The sequence below is a fragment of the Kocuria sp. CPCC 205261 genome (genome assembly GCF_040981025.1).
Classification (GTDB): Bacteria; Actinomycetota; Actinomycetes; order Actinomycetales; family Micrococcaceae; genus Kocuria; species Kocuria marina.
In genome coordinates this window covers 56,811-72,686 of sequence record NZ_JAVKPU010000013.1, presented here as the reverse complement: position 1 = coordinate 72,686, position 15,876 = coordinate 56,811, and the positions used below count along the sequence as shown (strand labels likewise).

The 15,876-nt window shown below is 69.5% G+C and carries 14 protein-coding genes; 11 read left to right on the top strand and 3 right to left on the bottom strand.

The annotated features are described in order from the left end of the window. Positions 1–459 precede the first annotated feature (459 nt). Positions 460–1,074 carry a response regulator transcription factor gene (locus tag RF646_RS11920; RefSeq protein WP_131333153.1) on the bottom strand — a complete coding sequence of 205 codons (615 nt, stop codon included), beginning with the start codon at positions 1,072–1,074 and terminating at the stop codon, positions 460–462. Continuing rightward, complete coding sequence (locus RF646_RS11915) at positions 1,067–2,428, bottom strand: sensor histidine kinase (RefSeq protein ID WP_368836079.1); 1,362 nt, start codon at positions 2,426–2,428, stop codon at positions 1,067–1,069. The genes RF646_RS11920 and RF646_RS11915 overlap by 8 nt, the downstream gene beginning before the upstream one ends. A gap of 199 nt (positions 2,429–2,627) precedes the next feature. Between RF646_RS11915 and RF646_RS11910 the strand changes: the two genes are divergently transcribed. After that, the gene (locus RF646_RS11910) at positions 2,628–3,110 is read left to right on the top strand and encodes a small multi-drug export protein (protein WP_368836078.1); all 483 of its coding nucleotides are present in this window, start codon (positions 2,628–2,630) and stop codon (positions 3,108–3,110) included. A 126-nt stretch (positions 3,111–3,236) separates the two neighbouring features. Here the strand turns inward: RF646_RS11910 and RF646_RS11905 are convergent, their stop codons facing one another. Beyond that, a complete protein-coding gene (locus RF646_RS11905; RefSeq protein WP_368836077.1) occupies positions 3,237–4,448 on the bottom strand; it encodes a dicarboxylate/amino acid:cation symporter in 1,212 nt (403 codons plus the stop codon). Positions 4,449–4,652: 204 nt separating this feature from the next. Here RF646_RS11905 and RF646_RS11900 point away from each other — a divergent pair, with 204 nt between their 5' ends. The 10 genes from RF646_RS11900 (at position 4,653) to RF646_RS11855 (ending at position 15,841) form a co-directional block, all read left to right on the top strand. Continuing rightward, entirely contained in the window at positions 4,653–6,296 is a 1,644-nt protein-coding gene (locus RF646_RS11900; RefSeq protein WP_368836076.1) for a hypothetical protein, read from the top strand. Then, the gene (locus RF646_RS11895; RefSeq protein WP_085105861.1) at positions 6,283–7,323 is read left to right on the top strand and encodes an HAD-IIA family hydrolase; all 1,041 of its coding nucleotides are present in this window, start codon (positions 6,283–6,285) and stop codon (positions 7,321–7,323) included. The genes RF646_RS11900 and RF646_RS11895 overlap by 14 nt, the downstream gene beginning before the upstream one ends. Further along, complete coding sequence (locus RF646_RS11890) at positions 7,320–7,556, top strand: hypothetical protein (RefSeq protein WP_064845384.1); 237 nt, start codon at positions 7,320–7,322, stop codon at positions 7,554–7,556. Before RF646_RS11895 ends, RF646_RS11890 begins: the two co-directional genes overlap by 4 nt. Further along, on the top strand, positions 7,553–8,296 hold the full coding sequence (locus tag RF646_RS11885) for a TlyA family RNA methyltransferase (RefSeq protein WP_368836075.1): 744 nt from the start codon (positions 7,553–7,555) through the stop codon (positions 8,294–8,296). Before RF646_RS11890 ends, RF646_RS11885 begins: the two co-directional genes overlap by 4 nt. Before the next feature lie 78 nt (positions 8,297–8,374). Continuing rightward, entirely contained in the window at positions 8,375–9,472 is a 1,098-nt protein-coding gene (locus RF646_RS11880; protein ID WP_368836074.1) for an NAD kinase, read from the top strand. Then, complete coding sequence (gene recN, locus RF646_RS11875) at positions 9,469–11,181, top strand: DNA repair protein RecN (RefSeq protein ID WP_368836073.1); 1,713 nt, start codon at positions 9,469–9,471, stop codon at positions 11,179–11,181. The genes RF646_RS11880 and recN overlap by 4 nt, the downstream gene beginning before the upstream one ends. 32 nt (positions 11,182–11,213) lie before the next feature. Next, positions 11,214–12,929 carry a CTP synthase gene (locus RF646_RS11870; protein WP_064845380.1) on the top strand — a complete coding sequence of 572 codons (1,716 nt, stop codon included), beginning with the start codon at positions 11,214–11,216 and terminating at the stop codon, positions 12,927–12,929. A 3-nt stretch (positions 12,930–12,932) separates the two neighbouring features. After that, on the top strand, positions 12,933–13,589 hold the full coding sequence (locus RF646_RS11865) for an NUDIX hydrolase (protein WP_167318627.1): 657 nt from the start codon (positions 12,933–12,935) through the stop codon (positions 13,587–13,589). Continuing rightward, the gene (locus tag RF646_RS11860) at positions 13,559–14,632 is read left to right on the top strand and encodes a site-specific tyrosine recombinase XerD (RefSeq protein WP_368836072.1); all 1,074 of its coding nucleotides are present in this window, start codon (positions 13,559–13,561) and stop codon (positions 14,630–14,632) included. Before RF646_RS11865 ends, RF646_RS11860 begins: the two co-directional genes overlap by 31 nt. Before the next feature lie 228 nt (positions 14,633–14,860). Further along, complete coding sequence (locus RF646_RS11855; RefSeq protein ID WP_368836071.1) at positions 14,861–15,841, top strand: D-alanyl-D-alanine carboxypeptidase family protein; 981 nt, start codon at positions 14,861–14,863, stop codon at positions 15,839–15,841. Positions 15,842–15,876: the final 35 nt, after the last annotated feature.

Below are 15,876 nucleotides of genomic sequence, written 5' to 3'. Positions count from 1 at the left end.
AGCGCTGATGGTACTGCACTCGGAAGGGTGTGGGAGAGTAAGACACCGCCGGGATTAACATGAAAGAAAGACGTGGTCGAGGCCGCACCCCCTTAGGGGGCGCGGCCTCCCACCATTTAACACACCTAAACGCACATAAAGCCCCCCGAGGAATACTCCTCGGGGGGCTTTGTTCATAGAGTGCGCCCGTCGGTATCCCACTTACGATAGTTCTCCCACATCGCGGCGAGGTTCGGCTCAGCAAGGCGATGCTTCCACGGGGCAGGGTGCGCGAGGTCGAAACAGTGTCCGTGGATAAGTGCACGCTGCACGTCCCGCTGGGCGAGGAGATCGTGCACTGTAAACGCCACGGTGGGCTTCACCCTGGCGCCAGCGGCGATGGGTTCGTTCGGGCCACCACTGGATCGGGTTCTTCTGCCGCGCCCCGATGGGAGTTGACAGCGTCACGCTCTCTCACTCTCAGATCCATCCCTCGTCCCATGCCCGCTGCACGGCCTCTTGACGGGTGGACACGTGCAACTTGGCCAGGGCCGAGGAGACGTAGTTCCGGACGGTTCCCGGTGCGAGATGCAGGGCCGCAGCCGCGTCCGCGAGAGTGGGCTGCTGCGCGGATTCACGCAGCACGTCCAGTTCCCGGTCACTCAGAGGACATGCGGAGCCCGATAGCGCACTGGCGGCGATTTCTGGATCCACGTACCGCTTGCCGGCCGCGATGTCCCGCACCACCTGGGCCAGCTTCTCGGAGGGCGTGGACTTGGGGAGGAACCCGGACACGCCCGCAGACAGGGTGCGGCGCAGTACTCCGGGACGGGCGTGGCGCGTGACCATGAGGATGCGGGTGTCCACCGAGCTCACGATGCGCTGCGCCGTGTCCACGCCATCCGTGGGCGGCATCTCCAGGTCCAGGATGCACACAGTGGGGGAGTGCTGCTGAGCCGCCCGTAGAGCCTCGGCCCCGTCTGCGACATCGGCCACCACGTCGAAGTCGTCCTCGAGGCGCAGCAGGGCAGCAAGGGCCCCGCGGATCAGGTGCTCGTCGTCCGCGAGAAGGATCGTGATCCGCTCGTCATTCATGGTCGTCTCGTGTCATGGGCACGCGCGCGGTCAGGGTGAAACCGGCGTGCGCGGGATCGAAGGTGTACGTGAGCGTGCCTCCCAGCGCCGACAGTCGTTCACGCAGCCCCGCCAATCCGTTCCCGGTGGAGGCGTCCGGCGTGGATTCCGAGGACGGGGACGCGCCGTCGTTGTGGATGACGAGTTCGAGATGAGCGCCCCCGCCCGGCAGGCGTCGGCGCCGTGCGGCACGACCGGTGGGTTCGGCGTCGTCGTCACGACCCGTGGACGAGATCAAACGCAGCGAGATCCGCGCGGAGGAGGCGTGGGAGTGCCGCAGGATGTTGGTCGTTCCCTCCCGCACAACGAGGCCCAGCACATTGCTCGTGACGGTGTCACCGCGGCCGTCCTCGGTGGAGTCGGGGAAGGGTCGTGAGCGACCGGCCCAAGTCCGCAGCATCGGGGGCAGGTCCACGTCCGTGTGGATCCCGGCCGCGCCGAGAACGGAGGACGCGTTCTCGAGCTCGTCCACGAGAGTGGTGGAGCGATAACCCTGGACCAGGGAGCGTGTGTCACGCAGGGCTTCCTGCGCGCCTGCGTGAGCCGCGAGGACCTGCTCGCGGGCGGCGTCGTACTGCTGTTTGCCGAGCAGGCGGGCCGCGAGATCCGTGGTGAGGCTGATGACCTGCAGGTGATGCCCCTGGACGTCGTGCAGGTCCGCCGCGAAGCGCAGCCGCTCGTTCGCGATGGCCAGGTCCGCGGCACGGCGCTGAGCGGCCTCCAGCTGTAGCATGACGCCCCAGACCCACAACGAGGAGGGGATGGCGAGCAGGACGATCCCCGCGTACTGGATGGTCATGGCGACGTCCATCGCGGTCGGGTTCATCACCCCCATGGCCCAACAGACCAAGAGGTACACGGGCGGGATCGCAGCGGCCACGAGGAACAACCAGCGCCAGCGGTGCTCGGGCTGCAGGCCGGCCGTCATGACCACTACGGCCAGGGGGAGTGCGGCGTAAACCCCTCGGGGGCCGACGCTCGCCGCGAGAACGGCGCACACAATCCCCAGGATCGCAGCCACACCCATGAAAGGAGTCAACACGGCTGCCCGACTCACACCCCGACGAATCCGCAACAGCCCTGCAGCCCAGCACAGCAGGCTCGTCACGCCGATGATCCCCGTCGTGACGTACGCGGCCGCCGATGGCCTGAACGCGATGGCCGCGAAGTTCAGGAAGAACACGTAGAGCAGGATGCCCACCAGCGTGAGGTAGGTGCTCCACCACACCAGGCTCATGTTCCGGCGTTGCCGCGCGAGGTCGAGCTCGTGCTGTTCTGCGCCGTGGACCGGCGCGGACGTAGGGATCGCCGACATGCCTCCACCCTAGGGGCCGGGTGATCCGGATATGACACATGTCATGTGGGCTGATGACATCCGTGGCCAAGGTGGTGACGCGGGCTCACTGCCGCGAACGGTCCCCGCGCGGAAGAGTGGTGGGCAGAAGGGCACGACAGCCCGAACACACGTCCACAGCGCGGCGCTCAAGCACCCGCCGGAGGAGAGGAAGAACGCCATGCAGTGGTTGCAGGAGAATGTGGAGGCCGCGGGGCAGACCGTTCAGGCCCTGTTCCTGATGCTGGGCGGGGCGATCCCGTTCATCGAGTCCTACGGGGCCTCGGCGGTGGGGGTCATCGCGGGGATCCATCCCGTGATGGCGGTGCTCTTCGCCGTGATCGGCAACATCGTCTCCATGACCCTGTTGGTCCTGTTCGCGGAGCGGGACCGGAAGTTCTTCACGCGCAATCGGGACGAGCGCAAGGAGCCGAGCAAACGTCAGCAGCGTTTCGTGAGGATGTTCGAGAAGTACGGGGTGGCCGGGGTGTCAATCCTGGGTCAGGCCGTGCTGCCCAGTCAGATCACCTCGTCCATGATGGCCGGGGCTGGCGTGGCCAAGGGGAAGATCATCTTCTGGCAGTGCATCTCGATCGTGCTGTGGGGTGTCCTGTTCGCCGGCCTCGCTTCGGCGGGACTCTCCGTGATCACCGGGGTCTCCTGAGCGGGTGTTCCCTGAGCGGGCCACCCGTACCGGCACCCGGCCACGAGATGACGACGGCGCGTCGCACCGTGCGACGCGCCGTCGTTATGGATCGCAGGTGCGGGCTGCGAGGTCCGCACGAGATGGTCAGACGGTCGACTCCGCGGGGGCGTCACGCAGGCGCCCGCTCTTGTCCTTGAGCATGCGGTCCATGACGGCGGCGATGGCGCCGTCGCCGGTGACATTACATGCGGTGCCGAACGAGTCGATGGCCACGTAGGTGGCGATCATGAGCCCCACGGCGGTCTCGTCGAAGCCCAGGGTGGACTGCAGGATGCCGACCGCGGCCATGATCGCGCCGCCGGGGACACCGGGCGCGGCGACCATGGTCACGCCCAGCAGCAGGATGAACCCGATGTACTGCCACGTGTTGATGGGCATCCCCGAGATGGTCATGATCGCCAGGGAGAACAGCACGATCTTCATGGTGGACCCGGAGAGGTGGATCGTGGCGCACAGGGGAATGGTGAACCCGGCGACGCGCTCGTCCACGCCGTTGCGCTTGGTGCATTCCAAGGTCACGGGGATGGTCGCCGCGGACGATGACGTGCCCAGCGCCGTGGCGTACGCCGGGAGCATGTTCTTGAGCATCACGAACGGGTTGCGCTTGGCCACGAGGCCCGCCACGCAGTACTGGATGATCAGGATCACCACGGTCATGATGAACGCCAGGATCACCACGCGCAGGAAGGTGGAGATCACCAGGACGATCTGCCCGTTCATGGTGAGGCTCAGGAACATGCCGAAGATGTAGACGGGCAACAGCGGGATGATGATCTTCTCCACGATCCGCATCACGATCGTGCGCAGCTCCCCGAACCCGCGGTGCAGGGAGTTGCCCTTGACGAACGTGATCCCCACGCCGATGCAGAAGGCCAGGATGAGAGCTGTCATCACGTCGAACACGGGTGGCATGGTGATCTCGAAGAACCCGCTCAGGGCGTGGTCCTCCGGGTTCTCCAGCCCGTTGACGGACCTGTCACCGCCCAGCAGCCACGGGTAGCTCGCTTTGGCCACGAGGAACGCCAGGAGACCGGCGAAAATGGTGGACCCGTACGCGATGGCCGCCGTCACAGCCAACCACTTGCCCGCGCCCCGCCCCAGATCCGCAATGGCCGGTGTCACGAGGCCCACGATGATCAGGGGGATCAGAAACCCCAGGAACTGGCTGAAGATGCCGTTGAAGGTTATGAACACCCGTGCGAGCCATTCCGGGAAGAAGAGGCCGAAGACGACGCCCATGACGATGGCCACGAGGACCCGCAGAAGCAGGTTTTTGGAGAGGGATCTCAAACGCATGCTTCATTATGTACGGCGCCCACCCTCCTGCGGTTCACTCCGCGCGCGGATCATCCCGCCGCGTCCCGTTCGAGTCCCGCGACCGTCCCGTCCATGGCGTTGGGAGTGCTCCGCGCACCGTTTGTAGAATGCTCTTCGAGAACATCCGGCGGTGCCAGATCCCGCCCCCGCACCATGGCCGCAGGCCGCAGTAGGAGACACCCCTTGAGCGAATCTGAACAGCACGGTTCCCACGATCGTTCCGATCGTCGACGCGGCGGGGGTGACCGCGGCGGCCGGTGGGGCCGTGACGAGCGCGGTTCCTCCCGCGGTGGGGGAGACCGCCGGTTCTCCCGGGGCGACGACGATCGTCGGGGCACGGATCGCCGTGGCTCCGATCGCTCCTCGTACCGCAGGGGCTCGGGGGGCCGTCCCGGAGATCGGGACGGTTTCGGCGGCCGAGGCGGCAGCGGACGCCGTTCATCCGGCGACGACGCTCGCAGCGGCTACCGGGGCCGGGACGAGCGGGCGGGGAGTTACGGCGGGCGCGGTGACGAGCGCAGGAATGATGACCGGCGAGGCGGCTACCGCCGTGACGACGATCGACGCGGTCCGCGCGACGGCGCTCGTGGTGAGGAACGGGGCGGCTACGGTCGTCGGGACGACAGGCGTGAGGGCAACTACGGGCGTCGGGACGAGCGTGGTGACCGGGACCGTCGTGAGGGCGGCTATGGACGTCGGGACGACCGTCGTGATGGTGGTTTTGGGCGACGTGATGATCGCGGGGACCGGGATCGCCGGGACGGGGGCTTCGCGGGCCGGGGCGGTGACCGGGCTCGCCAGGGCGGCGGGCGCGGCTTCGGAGCGCGCGACGAGCGCCGCGACTACCGTGACGACCGGCGCGGTGACGCACGTGGCCCCGAGCGCGATGACCGCCGAGATGCCCAGCCGCGGTTCGTGGCCCCGGACATCGACGCGGACGTCACGGGTCGGGAGATCGACCGGACCGTGCGCCGGGAACTGCAGGCCCTCGAGGCGAGCAATGCCGAGCGGGTGTCCAAGCACCTCGTGATGGCGGCGCGCTATCTCGACGACGATCCCGAATTCGCCCTTGAACACGCCAACGCCGCCGTGCGTAAGGCGGGGCGGATCGGCGCTGTGCGCGAGGTTGCCGGGATCGCGGCGTACGCGGCCGGTGACTACGCGCTCGCCCTGAAGGAGTTGCGCACCCACCGGCGGATCTCCGGTTCGCAGGCACACCTGCCGCTCATGGTGGACGCCCAGCGTGCCCTGGGCCGCGTGGACAAGGCCATGGAAGAGGCCATCTCGGATGCCGCTGATGCGCTGGACGCCGAGGGCAAGGCCGAGCTCGCCATGGTCGTGTCCGGGATCCACGCCGACGCCGGTGACGAACAGGCCGCGCTCGCGGCGCTCGAGATCCCCCAGCTCGACAAGAACCGCGGGTTCTCCTACAGCCCCAAACTTTTCCGCGCGTACGCGGACGCCCTGCGCGCGGTGGGTCGCGACAGCGAGGCCATGTCGTGGGATCGCCAGGCCATCGTCGCGGAGGCGGCGCTGGGCATGGGCCAGTTCTCCGAGCCCGAGATCGTGGACCTGGGTGACGACCTGGACGAGGACGACGCTCGGCGCACCGTCCGGGAGGCCCAGAAGCGACACAGCGCGGACCGCCCCAGTGATGACGCCCCCGAAGTGAGCACGGACACCGACGAGGAGGCGGCCCCTGCGCCGGAGGAGACAGCGCCGTCGGACGACGCGGCCGCCCCGGGTGACGCGTCAGCCGACAACCACGCACCCGCCGAGAGCGCCGACGGCGAGCACGGGACGGACACCGGTCATGACCGCAACTGATCCCGCCCGCGAGGAGGGGAGCGAGGACGCGACGCTCATCGAACGGTTCGACGCCTTGCTGTGCGATCTGGACGGTGTGGTCTACGCGGGACCGCACGCGATCGACGGCGCCCCGGAGAGCCTCAAGCGAGTGAAGGACTCGGGGCGCGCGGTGATGTACGTGACCAACAACGCATCCCGATCCCCCGAAGCGGTGGCCGAGCACATCTCGTCCCTCGGCGCTCCCGCTCGGACGCAGGACGTGGTGAGTTCCGCCCAAGCGGCCGCGGCTTTGCTGGCGGAGCGGCTCCCGCGGTCGGCGAAAGTGTTGATCACGGGGGCGCAGGCGCTCGCGGACGAGATCCGCGCCGTGGGATTGACCCCCGTGACCTCCCAGGACGAGCAACCGGAGGCCGTGGTGCAGGGCTTCGACCCGCACATCGGATGGGAGCACCTCGCCGAGGCCGCCTTCACCCTCGCGGACGACGCCGTGCTGTGGTGCGCGACCAACACCGACCGCACCATCCCCAAGGAACGGGGGATCGCCCCCGGCAACGGGACGCTCGTGGCCGCTGTTGCCGCGGCGTCGGGCCGGGAACCCGTGGTCGCGGGCAAACCCGAGGCCCCCATCTTCCGCGAGGCGGCCGAGCGCGTCGGCGCCCGCAACCCCGCAGTCGTGGGGGACCGGCTGGACACCGACATCCTCGGGGCCAACAACGCGGGCATGCCCGGGATCGAGGTGTTCACGGGGGTGGACTCGCCGCGTTCGGTGCTCGCCGCGTGCACGTCCCAGCGCCCCACCTACTTCCTGGGGAACCTGCGTGAGCTGTTCGAACCGTATCCCCGGGTGGACGTCACGCACGACGGCGACCGGTTCCGCGCGCGGTGCCGCGAGGCCGTCGCGGAGACCGACAGCACCGCCGTGACGGTCACCGCGCCTCGCGACAGCCTGGACGGTTGGCGCGCTGCGTGCGCCGCGTGGTGGGCCGCCCATCCCGACGTCGACGTCGCTCACGAACCGTCGCTGACGTGGCAGGACCCCGCGTGAACGAGGAACACCCCGAGCCCCCGCACACCGGCCTGGACCCCGTGGACCGCGTGCTCGCGCGTGAAGCAAACATCGCCGCGCTCCCCGTCACGGAACAGGCGGCGGCGTACGAGGTCCTGCACGAGGAACTGGAGCGGATCCTCAACGCGTCGCCGGGTTCGTTGCCCGCCGGGCTCATCGACTCCGTGACGGAGCCTGGGTCGGACGCCGCGGGGGAGCGGGAGCACCCGTGAACGATCGGCTCGACCGGGCGCTGACCGCGCGCGGTCTCGCCCGGTCCCGCACCGTGGCCGCCGCTCTGATCAAGGCCGGGCGCGTGAGTGTGAACGGGTTCGCGGCCACGAAACCCTCCGCCGTGGTCACCTCGGAGGCTACGCTCGAGGTCGCGGCAGCCGAGGGCGAGGAGTACGTGAGCCGCGCCGGGCACAAACTGGCCGGCGCGCTCGAACGGTTCCCGGACGTGTACCCCGCGGGCAAGCGCTGTCTGGATGCGGGGGCGTCCACCGGAGGGTTCACGGACGTCCTGTTGCGCCGTGGTGCGCGCGAGGTCGTGGCGGTGGACGTGGGGCACGACCAATTGGTCCCCGAACTGCGCGTGGACCCCCGCGTCCGGGTCCACGAGGGGCTCAACGTGCGCTACCTGGATTCCGCCGAGATCGGCGGCCCCGCCCAACTCACGGTGTGCGACCTCTCTTTCATCTCCCTGACCCTCGTGGTCCCTGCGCTCGCGGCGGCCACGGAGCGTGGAGGGGACCTGTTGCTCATGGTCAAACCCCAGTTCGAGGTGGGGGCGCACGCGCTGTCCCGCACCGGCGTCGTGACGTCCGACGCCGCGCGGGAAGCGGCGGTGGAGCGCGTACGGGCGTGCGCGCGCGACGTCGGGCTCGAGGTCCTCGGCACGGCGCCCAGTCCGCTGCCGGGCCAGGACGGCAACGTGGAGTTCTTCGTGTGGTGCCGCAGCCCGAAGCACTGACCGCGTCGGGGCGCTCGCGTAGTGTTGGCTGAGTCAGCCCACCGTGGGAGTCGATCGCAGGAGGATGGTCTTCAGCTCGTGAGCCGGAAAATCTTGGTGATGACCCACACGGGGCGGCACGAGGCCAAGGAAGCGGCCCGCCAGTCCTGCGAACAACTGCACGACGCCGGGCTCGTACCCGTCCTCTGCCGCCCGGACCTCGAGGCCCTGCGTGCGGACGGGTCGGACATGGCACCCGTGGAGATCCTCGAGGAGGACGTGGCGCTGCGCGAGATCGAGATCGTCATGGTGCTCGGCGGTGATGGCTCCATCCTGCGCGCGGCGGAACTGGTGCGCGGAGTGGACACCCCTCTGCTGGGCGTCAATCTGGGTCACGTGGGCTTCCTCGCTGAGTCCGAGCGTTCCGCGCTGAGCGAGACCGTGGAGGCCATCGTCGACGGTCGCTACACGGTGGAGCGGCGCATGGCCCTGGACATCACCGTGTGGGAGCAGCGCCAAAAAGTCCTGCACACGTGGGCGCTCAACGAGGCCTCCGTGGAGAAGGGCAACCGGGAGAAGATGATCGAGGTCGTCACGGAGGTGGACCGCAGGCCGCTGTCCACGTTCGGGTGTGACGGCGTGGTCATGGCCACCCCCACCGGCTCCACGGCCTACGCGTTCTCCGCGGGTGGTCCCGTGGTCTGGCCGGAGGTCGAGGCCCTGCTCATGGTCCCGCTGTCCGCCCATGCCCTGTTCTCCCGCCCCCTTGTGATCTCCCCGCGCTCCATGATGGCCGTGGAGGTGCTCACCCGCACGGATGCCCGCGGTGTCCTGTGGTGCGACGGACGGCGAACCGTAGACCTGCCCCCGGGATCGCGCATCGAGGTGCGCCGGTCCGAGAAGTCAGTGAACCTGGCCCGCATGCACGCGACCCCGTTCTCCGAACGCCTCGTCAAGAAGTTCGAACTGCCGATCGCCGGATGGCGTGGCCCCATGCCCAAGGAACAGCTCGAGGCCCTCACCTCGGCCCTGTCTGTCGTGCAGCCCACCACCAAGGTGGTCGCTCAGGACGAGGAACAACTCAAGCTCAGCGTGGGCCGGGAGATCCCGCACCACAACGACGCGCCCTGGCTCGATGGCGGCCCCTCGACCGGTGACCGGACCGGCGACCGACCGGACGGGACCTCCCGGTCATGATCGAGGAGATCCACATCCACGACCTCGGCGTCATCACGGACGCCGTCCTGCCCCTGGGCCCCGGGTTGTCGATCCTCTCGGGTGAGACCGGCGCGGGGAAGACCATGGTGGTCACTGCGCTCGGCATGCTGCTCGGCAACCGCGCGGACGCCGGGTCCGTGCGCTCGGGCAGCACCAAGGCGCTAGCGGAAGCCACCGTGCGGGTGCCGTCGGACCACGCCGCTGTGGCGCTCGTGGAGGAATCCGGTGGTGCGGTGGACAGCGAGACGGTCAATGGCACCGAGGAGTCCCTGGTCCTGCTCTCCCGCACCGTCTCGGCCGAGGGGCGCAGTCGCGCCCATGTGGGCGGCCGTTCCGCACCGGTGGGCACGCTCGGCACCGTCGGTGAGACCCTCGTGGCCGTCCACGGGCAGTCCGACCAGCTACGCCTGAAGTCCCCGGCGGCCCAGCGCACGGCGCTCGACGACTACGCCGGCGCGGACGTTGCCGAGGAGCTCGCCACCTACCGCGGCAAACTCGCGCGCTACCGGGAGGTCGTGGCCACGTTGCACGTGGCCAAGGAAAACTCCCGCGAACGAGCGCTGCAGGCCCAGGCGTTGACCACCGCGCTCGAGGAGATCGACGCCGTGGAGCCCGTTCCGGGCGAGGACGCCCAGTTGGACGCGGAGAGCGAGAAGCTCACTAACCTCGAGGCCCTGCGCGGTGCGGCACTGTCCGCCCACGGAGCCCTGAGCGGATCCGACGCGGACGACGAACCGGACCTCAACGCCGTCGCCCTGCTGTCCCACGCGCAACAGGCGCTCGACCTCGTGGCGGAGTCCGACCCCGAACTCGTGGCCCTGGCCACCCGGGTGCGGGAGCTGACCGTGGTCGCCGCCGACGTCGCCGCGGACCTCTCGGGATACGCGAGCGGTCTGGACGAGGACGGCCCCGCGCGGCTCGCCGAGGTCGAGGCCCGCCGCAGTGCCCTGCGCGCGCTGACCAAGAAGTACGGTGCGAGCATCGACGAAGTGCTGTCCTGGGCGGACGAGGCCCGAACCCGGCTCGAGGGGCTCGTGGTGGACCCCCAACGCGAGGAACAACTGCGCGCGGAGGGCGAGAGCCTGCATGCGGCCCTCGTGAAGCACGCGACCAGGCTGTTGGAGCTGCGACGGGTGGCCGCCAAAAAACTCGCGGGCGCCGTGAGCGAGGAACTGAGCGCGCTGGCCATGCCCAACGCGTCCCTCGTGGTGGCGGTGGAACCCTCCGAGCGTTTCACGGACGACGGTAGGGACACGATCGAGTTCATGCTCGCGCCCCACCCGCAGGCCACACCCCGCCCGCTGGGCAAGGGTGCCTCCGGTGGTGAGCTCTCGCGCATCATGCTCGCGCTCGAGGTGGTGCTCTCCGAGGTGGACCCCGTGCCTACGTTCGTGTTCGATGAAGTCGATTCCGGTGTGGGCGGCAAGGCTGCCGTAGAGATCGGCCGGCGGCTGAAGATGCTCGCCAAGAACGTGCAGGTGCTCGTGGTGACCCACCTTCCCCAGGTCGCTGCGTTCGCGGATCAGCACATCCTGGTGACCAAGTCCTCGGACTCGAGCGTCTCGGACGTGAAAGTGCTCACGGACGAGGAACGCGTGGTGGAGCTGGCCCGCATGCTCGCGGGCCACGAGGACTCCCGTGCGGCCCGCGAACACGCGCGAGAACTCATGCGGGACGCCACCGCATGACCGACGACCCCCAACGCCCCGACGAGACACGAATGGTAGGCTCGAATCCCGTGGTGAATGCTCAGGACGCCGCCCACGAGGCAGGCACAGAAAAGAACGACGGCAAGGTGACCCGACAGATCTTCGTCACGGGAGGTGTGGCCTCGTCCCTCGGCAAGGGGCTCACCGCGTCCTCACTCGGGATGCTTCTGCGTTCGCGCGGCCTGTCCGTGACCATGCAGAAATTGGATCCGTACCTCAACGTGGATCCCGGAACCATGAACCCCTTCCAGCACGGTGAGGTCTTCGTCACGGACGACGGCGCCGAGACGGACCTGGACATCGGTCACTACGAGCGCTTCCTGGACGAGAACCTGGACGCCTCCGCGAACGTGACCACCGGTCAGGTGTACTCCACGGTGATCGCCAAGGAACGCCGCGGCGAGTACCTGGGTGACACCGTGCAGGTCATCCCGCACATCACGGACGAGCTCAAGCGCCGGATGCGCCGCCGCGCCGAGGACGAGAACGCCCCGGACATCATCATCACCGAGATCGGCGGCACGGTCGGTGACATCGAGTCCCAGCCCTTCATCGAGGCCGCGCGCCAGGTGCGCCAGGACGTGGGTCGGCGCAATGTGTTCTACCTGCACGTGTCCCTGATCCCGTTCATCGGCCCGTCCGGTGAGCTCAAGACCAAGCCCACCCAGCACTCCGTGGCCTCGCTGCGCGGTCTGGGCATCCAGCCCGACGCCCTCGTGCTGCGCTGCGACCGGGACGTCCCGGACGCGATGCTGCGCAAGATCGGTGCCGCGTGCGACGTGGACCTGGACGCCGTGATCTCGTGCGCGGACGCCCCCAGCATCTACGACATTCCCAACACCCTGCACAGCCAGGGTCTGGACACCTACATCCTGGACTACCTGGGTCTGGACTACCAGGACGCCGATCTACGACAGTGGTCCCGCCTGCTCACCGCGGTGCACGAGCCCGAGCACCACGTGACGGTCGCGCTCGTGGGCAAGTACATCGACCTCCCGGACGCGTACCTGTCCGTGTCCGAGGCGCTACGGGCCGGTGGATTCGCGAACAACGCCCGCGTGCACATCAAGTGGGTCGCCTCCGACCTGTGCGACACCCCAGAGGGCGCCCAGCGCGAACTCGGTGACGTGGACGCCGTCCTGATCCCCGGGGGCTTCGGCATCCGTGGGCTCGAGGGCAAGCTCGGCGCCCTGCGCTGGTCCCGTGAGCACAAGGTGCCCACCCTGGGGCTGTGCCTCGGGTTGCAGTGCATGGTCATCGAGTACGCGCGCGACGTCGTGGGCCTGCCCAACGCCTCCTCCACCGAGTTCGACCCGGACACGGACACTCCCGTGATCGCGACCATGGAGGAGCAGAAGCAGTTCGTGGAGGGCGCCGGTGACCTGGGCGGCACCATGCGTCTGGGCCTGTACCCCGCCGCGCTGGCCGAGGGTTCCGTGGTGGCCGAGGCCTACGGTGCCACGGAGGTCTCCGAGCGTCACCGCCACCGCTACGAGGTCAACAACGCGTACCGCGACGCCCTCTCGGAGGCCGGGCTGCGGATCTCGGGCACGTCCCCGGAGGGCACGCTCGTGGAATTCGTGGAGCTGCCCCGTGAGGAGCACCCCTACTACGTGGCCACGCAGGCACACCCCGAGCTGGCCTCCCGCCCGACCCGTCCACATCCGCTGTTCGACGGTCTCGTCAAGGCCGCTCTCGAGCGCCGGGGCGTCCAGGCCAAGGGCTGAGCCGTGGAGTACACGAGCATCACCGCCGAGCAGCTGACGGATCGCCCGGATCCGCACACCGTCACGGATTCGCGGACCGTCTACGACGGCGCCATCTGGGACGTGTGCAGCGAGTCCTTCCGCATGGCGGGCCAGGAGGAACCGCTGACCCGGGAGTTCATCACGCACCCGGGGGCGGTGTCCGTGGTCGTGCTGGACGAGAAGGAACGGATCCTGCTCATCAACCAGTACCGCCACCCCGTGCGCAAGCGGATGTGGGAGATCCCAGCGGGGCTGCTCGACGTGTCCGGGGAACCCGCGCTGCAGGCGGCCCAGCGCGAGCTGGGCGAGGAAGCGGATCTCACGGCCCGGACCTGGCACACGCTCGTGGACTTCGACAACTCGCCGGGCTCCTCGGCGGAGGCCAACCGGATCTTCTTGGCCCGTGACCTGAGCGAGGTCCCCGAGTCCGAGCGGTTCGAACGCGAGGGCGAGGAGGCGGAGATCGTGGCTGGTTTCGCGGACCTCGACGACGCCGTGGCCGCGGTCATGGCCGGGCGGATCACGTCCCCTACGGCCACGCTCGGCATCCTCGCCACGCACATCGCGCGGTCCCGGGACTGGGCCACGCTGCGCGCACCGGACGCCGAATGGACCTCGCGGCCGCGGCACGAGGGGTGAACGACTCCCTCGAGCCGCACGGTCCCATCACCGAACCACTGCCGATCGTGGACGGGGGACCGAGGGCGGGTGCGGCGCCGTCGGACTCGACGACCGAGGCGGAGGCCGCACCGGAACTGCGGCGGGCCGTGGCGCGTTACCTGGACCATCTCGTGGTCGAGCGCGGACTCGCAGCGAACACTGTGAGCGCGTACCGCCGGGACCTCGCGCGCTACCTGCAGCACCTCACGGCGACCGCCGCGCACGTGCGCGTGCCCAGGGACATCACGGCCGATCACGTGCGGGCGTTCGTGCGGAGCATCCGCGAGGGCGACGCCGGCCACCCGGCGCTGTCCGCGCGCAGCAGTGCGCGGGTGCTCGCGGCGGTGCGGGGGGCCCACGCGTTCTGGGTCACGGAGTCGAGCGTCGACTCGGACGTCGCGTCCCGCGTGAGCCCGCCCATGCCGCCGCAGCGGCTGCCCAAGGCCATCGGCGTCACGGAGGTCGAGAACCTCCTGGCCGCCCCGGACCCGGACACACCCGCGGGACTGCGGGCCCGGGCGTTCCTCGAACTGCTGTACGCCACGGGCGCGCGTATCTCCGAGGCCGTCGCACTGGACGTGGACGACCTCGCCGGTCTGCACGACGAGGACCTCGCCCTGATCCGTGTGACGGGCAAGGGCGCCAAGCAACGGCTCGTGCCCGTGGGATCGTTCGCCGTGGCGGCCCTGGACCGCTACCTTGTCCGGGCCCGCCCCGAGTTGGCGCGGCACGGTCGGGGGAGCCCGGCGGTGTTCCTCAATGCTCGCGGCACGCGGATCTCGCGGCAGACGGCGTGGAACATGGTCAAGGACGCCGCGCGCACGATCCACCAGGAGGAGCGGATCATGCCGCACACGCTGCGCCACTCGTTCGCCACGCACCTGCTCGAGGGCGGCGCGGACCTGCGAGTCGTGCAGGAACTGCTGGGTCACGCCTCCCTGGCCACGACCCAGATCTACACGCGCGTGTCCGTGGAGTCCCTGCGCGAGGTCTACGCGACGTCCCACCCGCGAGCGCGCTGAGCCGGCAGTGTCGGGGCCGCGCACTGAGCCGACCACGTCGGGAGCCGCAGCACCCGGAGTGGGTGACGTTCCGCTCGCACACCGAGCCGGCGACGTCGCCCGCCGCACCGCCCGGAGCCCGGGACATCCCGCGCATGGGCGCCGGGCCCGCGAGGGGCGGGGAGCGGCGTCGTCGGTTGTTCGCCCATAGGCCGACCGCGCGTCACGCGCAGCATCTATCGTGGCCTCATGCGAACTGTCATGCGTCGTCCGGCCCTGCTCACCGCCCTGTTGGCCGCGCTGCTGCTCGTGGGCGGCATGGTACCGGCCTACGCCGGGGCGGGGATCGACAACGAGTACCGCGCCCTGCCGAATCCCGGCGCATGGTTGGGCAAGCCCACGTCCGCCGAACGCTGTGGCCTGCGGGACCGCGGCTGCTATCGGCAGTACCAGAAGGGCACGATCCACTGGACGTCCACGACCGGTGCGCGTGCCCAGCGCGGCGGGATCCTGGCGAAGTGGCGCGCGGAGGGCTCCGAGCACGGGGCCCTGGGGTACCCCGTGACGCGTGAGACCTGCACGGGTGGCACGTGCGAGGTCCGCTACCAGCGCGGCCGCATCACCTGGACCGCCCAGGGAGGAGCGCGGGTCTACCGGGGCATCGACGATGCCCGCAGCGTGTCCGTGGTCGTGAACAAGAAACGCCCGCTGTCCCCGCGCACCTACGCCCCGGCTCCGTTACGTTCGGTGGGCGGGGGAGTCCTGCTACGGGACGACGCCGCAGCAGCCTACCAGCGCATGAGCCGTGCCGCGGCCGCACAGGGGGTCACGCTGGTCCCGGTGAGCGGGTACCGCGACTACGGCACCCAAGCGCGCCTCTACCGCGAGTACACGGCCCTGTACGGACAGGCCATCGCCGACACCATTTCCGCGCGGGCCGGTCACTCCGAACATCAGACCGGCCTCGCGATCGACGTGGGCGCCCCCGGGGCCACCTGCGGTCTGCTCCCGTGCTTCGGCAACACCCCACAGGGGAAGTGGATCGCCGCGAACGGGCACACCTACGGGTTCGTGGTGCGCTACCCCAACGGGCACACCGCAACCACCGGGTACGCCTACGAACCGTGGCACCTGCGCTACGTGGGCACCGCCACGGCCACGAGTTTGAAGAACAGCGGGTCCGCGACGGTGGAGTCCTACATGGGTCTGCCGCGGGCCCCGAAGTACTGACGACGGCCCGCCACCTCTCACGTGTGAAGGGGCGG

What these genes read in the sequence shown, in the direction of transcription:
- RF646_RS11920 (WP_131333153.1), bottom strand. Translation starts at nt 1,074, where the DNA reads ATGAATGACGAGCGGATCACGATCCTTCTCGCGGACGACGAGCACCTG.
- RF646_RS11860 (WP_368836072.1), top strand. Translation starts at nt 13,559, where the DNA reads ATGGACCTCGCGGCCGCGGCACGAGGGGTGAACGACTCCCTCGAGCCG.
- RF646_RS11910 (WP_368836078.1), top strand. Translation starts at nt 2,628, where the DNA reads ATGCAGTGGTTGCAGGAGAATGTGGAGGCCGCGGGGCAGACCGTTCAG.
- RF646_RS11855 (WP_368836071.1), top strand. Translation starts at nt 14,861, where the DNA reads ATGCGAACTGTCATGCGTCGTCCGGCCCTGCTCACCGCCCTGTTGGCC.
- RF646_RS11905 (WP_368836077.1), bottom strand. Translation starts at nt 4,448, where the DNA reads ATGCGTTTGAGATCCCTCTCCAAAAACCTGCTTCTGCGGGTCCTCGTG.
- RF646_RS11895 (WP_085105861.1), top strand. Translation starts at nt 6,283, where the DNA reads ATGACCGCAACTGATCCCGCCCGCGAGGAGGGGAGCGAGGACGCGACG.
- RF646_RS11915 (WP_368836079.1), bottom strand. Translation starts at nt 2,428, where the DNA reads ATGTCGGCGATCCCTACGTCCGCGCCGGTCCACGGCGCAGAACAGCAC.
- recN (WP_368836073.1), top strand. Translation starts at nt 9,469, where the DNA reads ATGATCGAGGAGATCCACATCCACGACCTCGGCGTCATCACGGACGCC.
- RF646_RS11870 (WP_064845380.1), top strand. Translation starts at nt 11,214, where the DNA reads ATGGTAGGCTCGAATCCCGTGGTGAATGCTCAGGACGCCGCCCACGAG.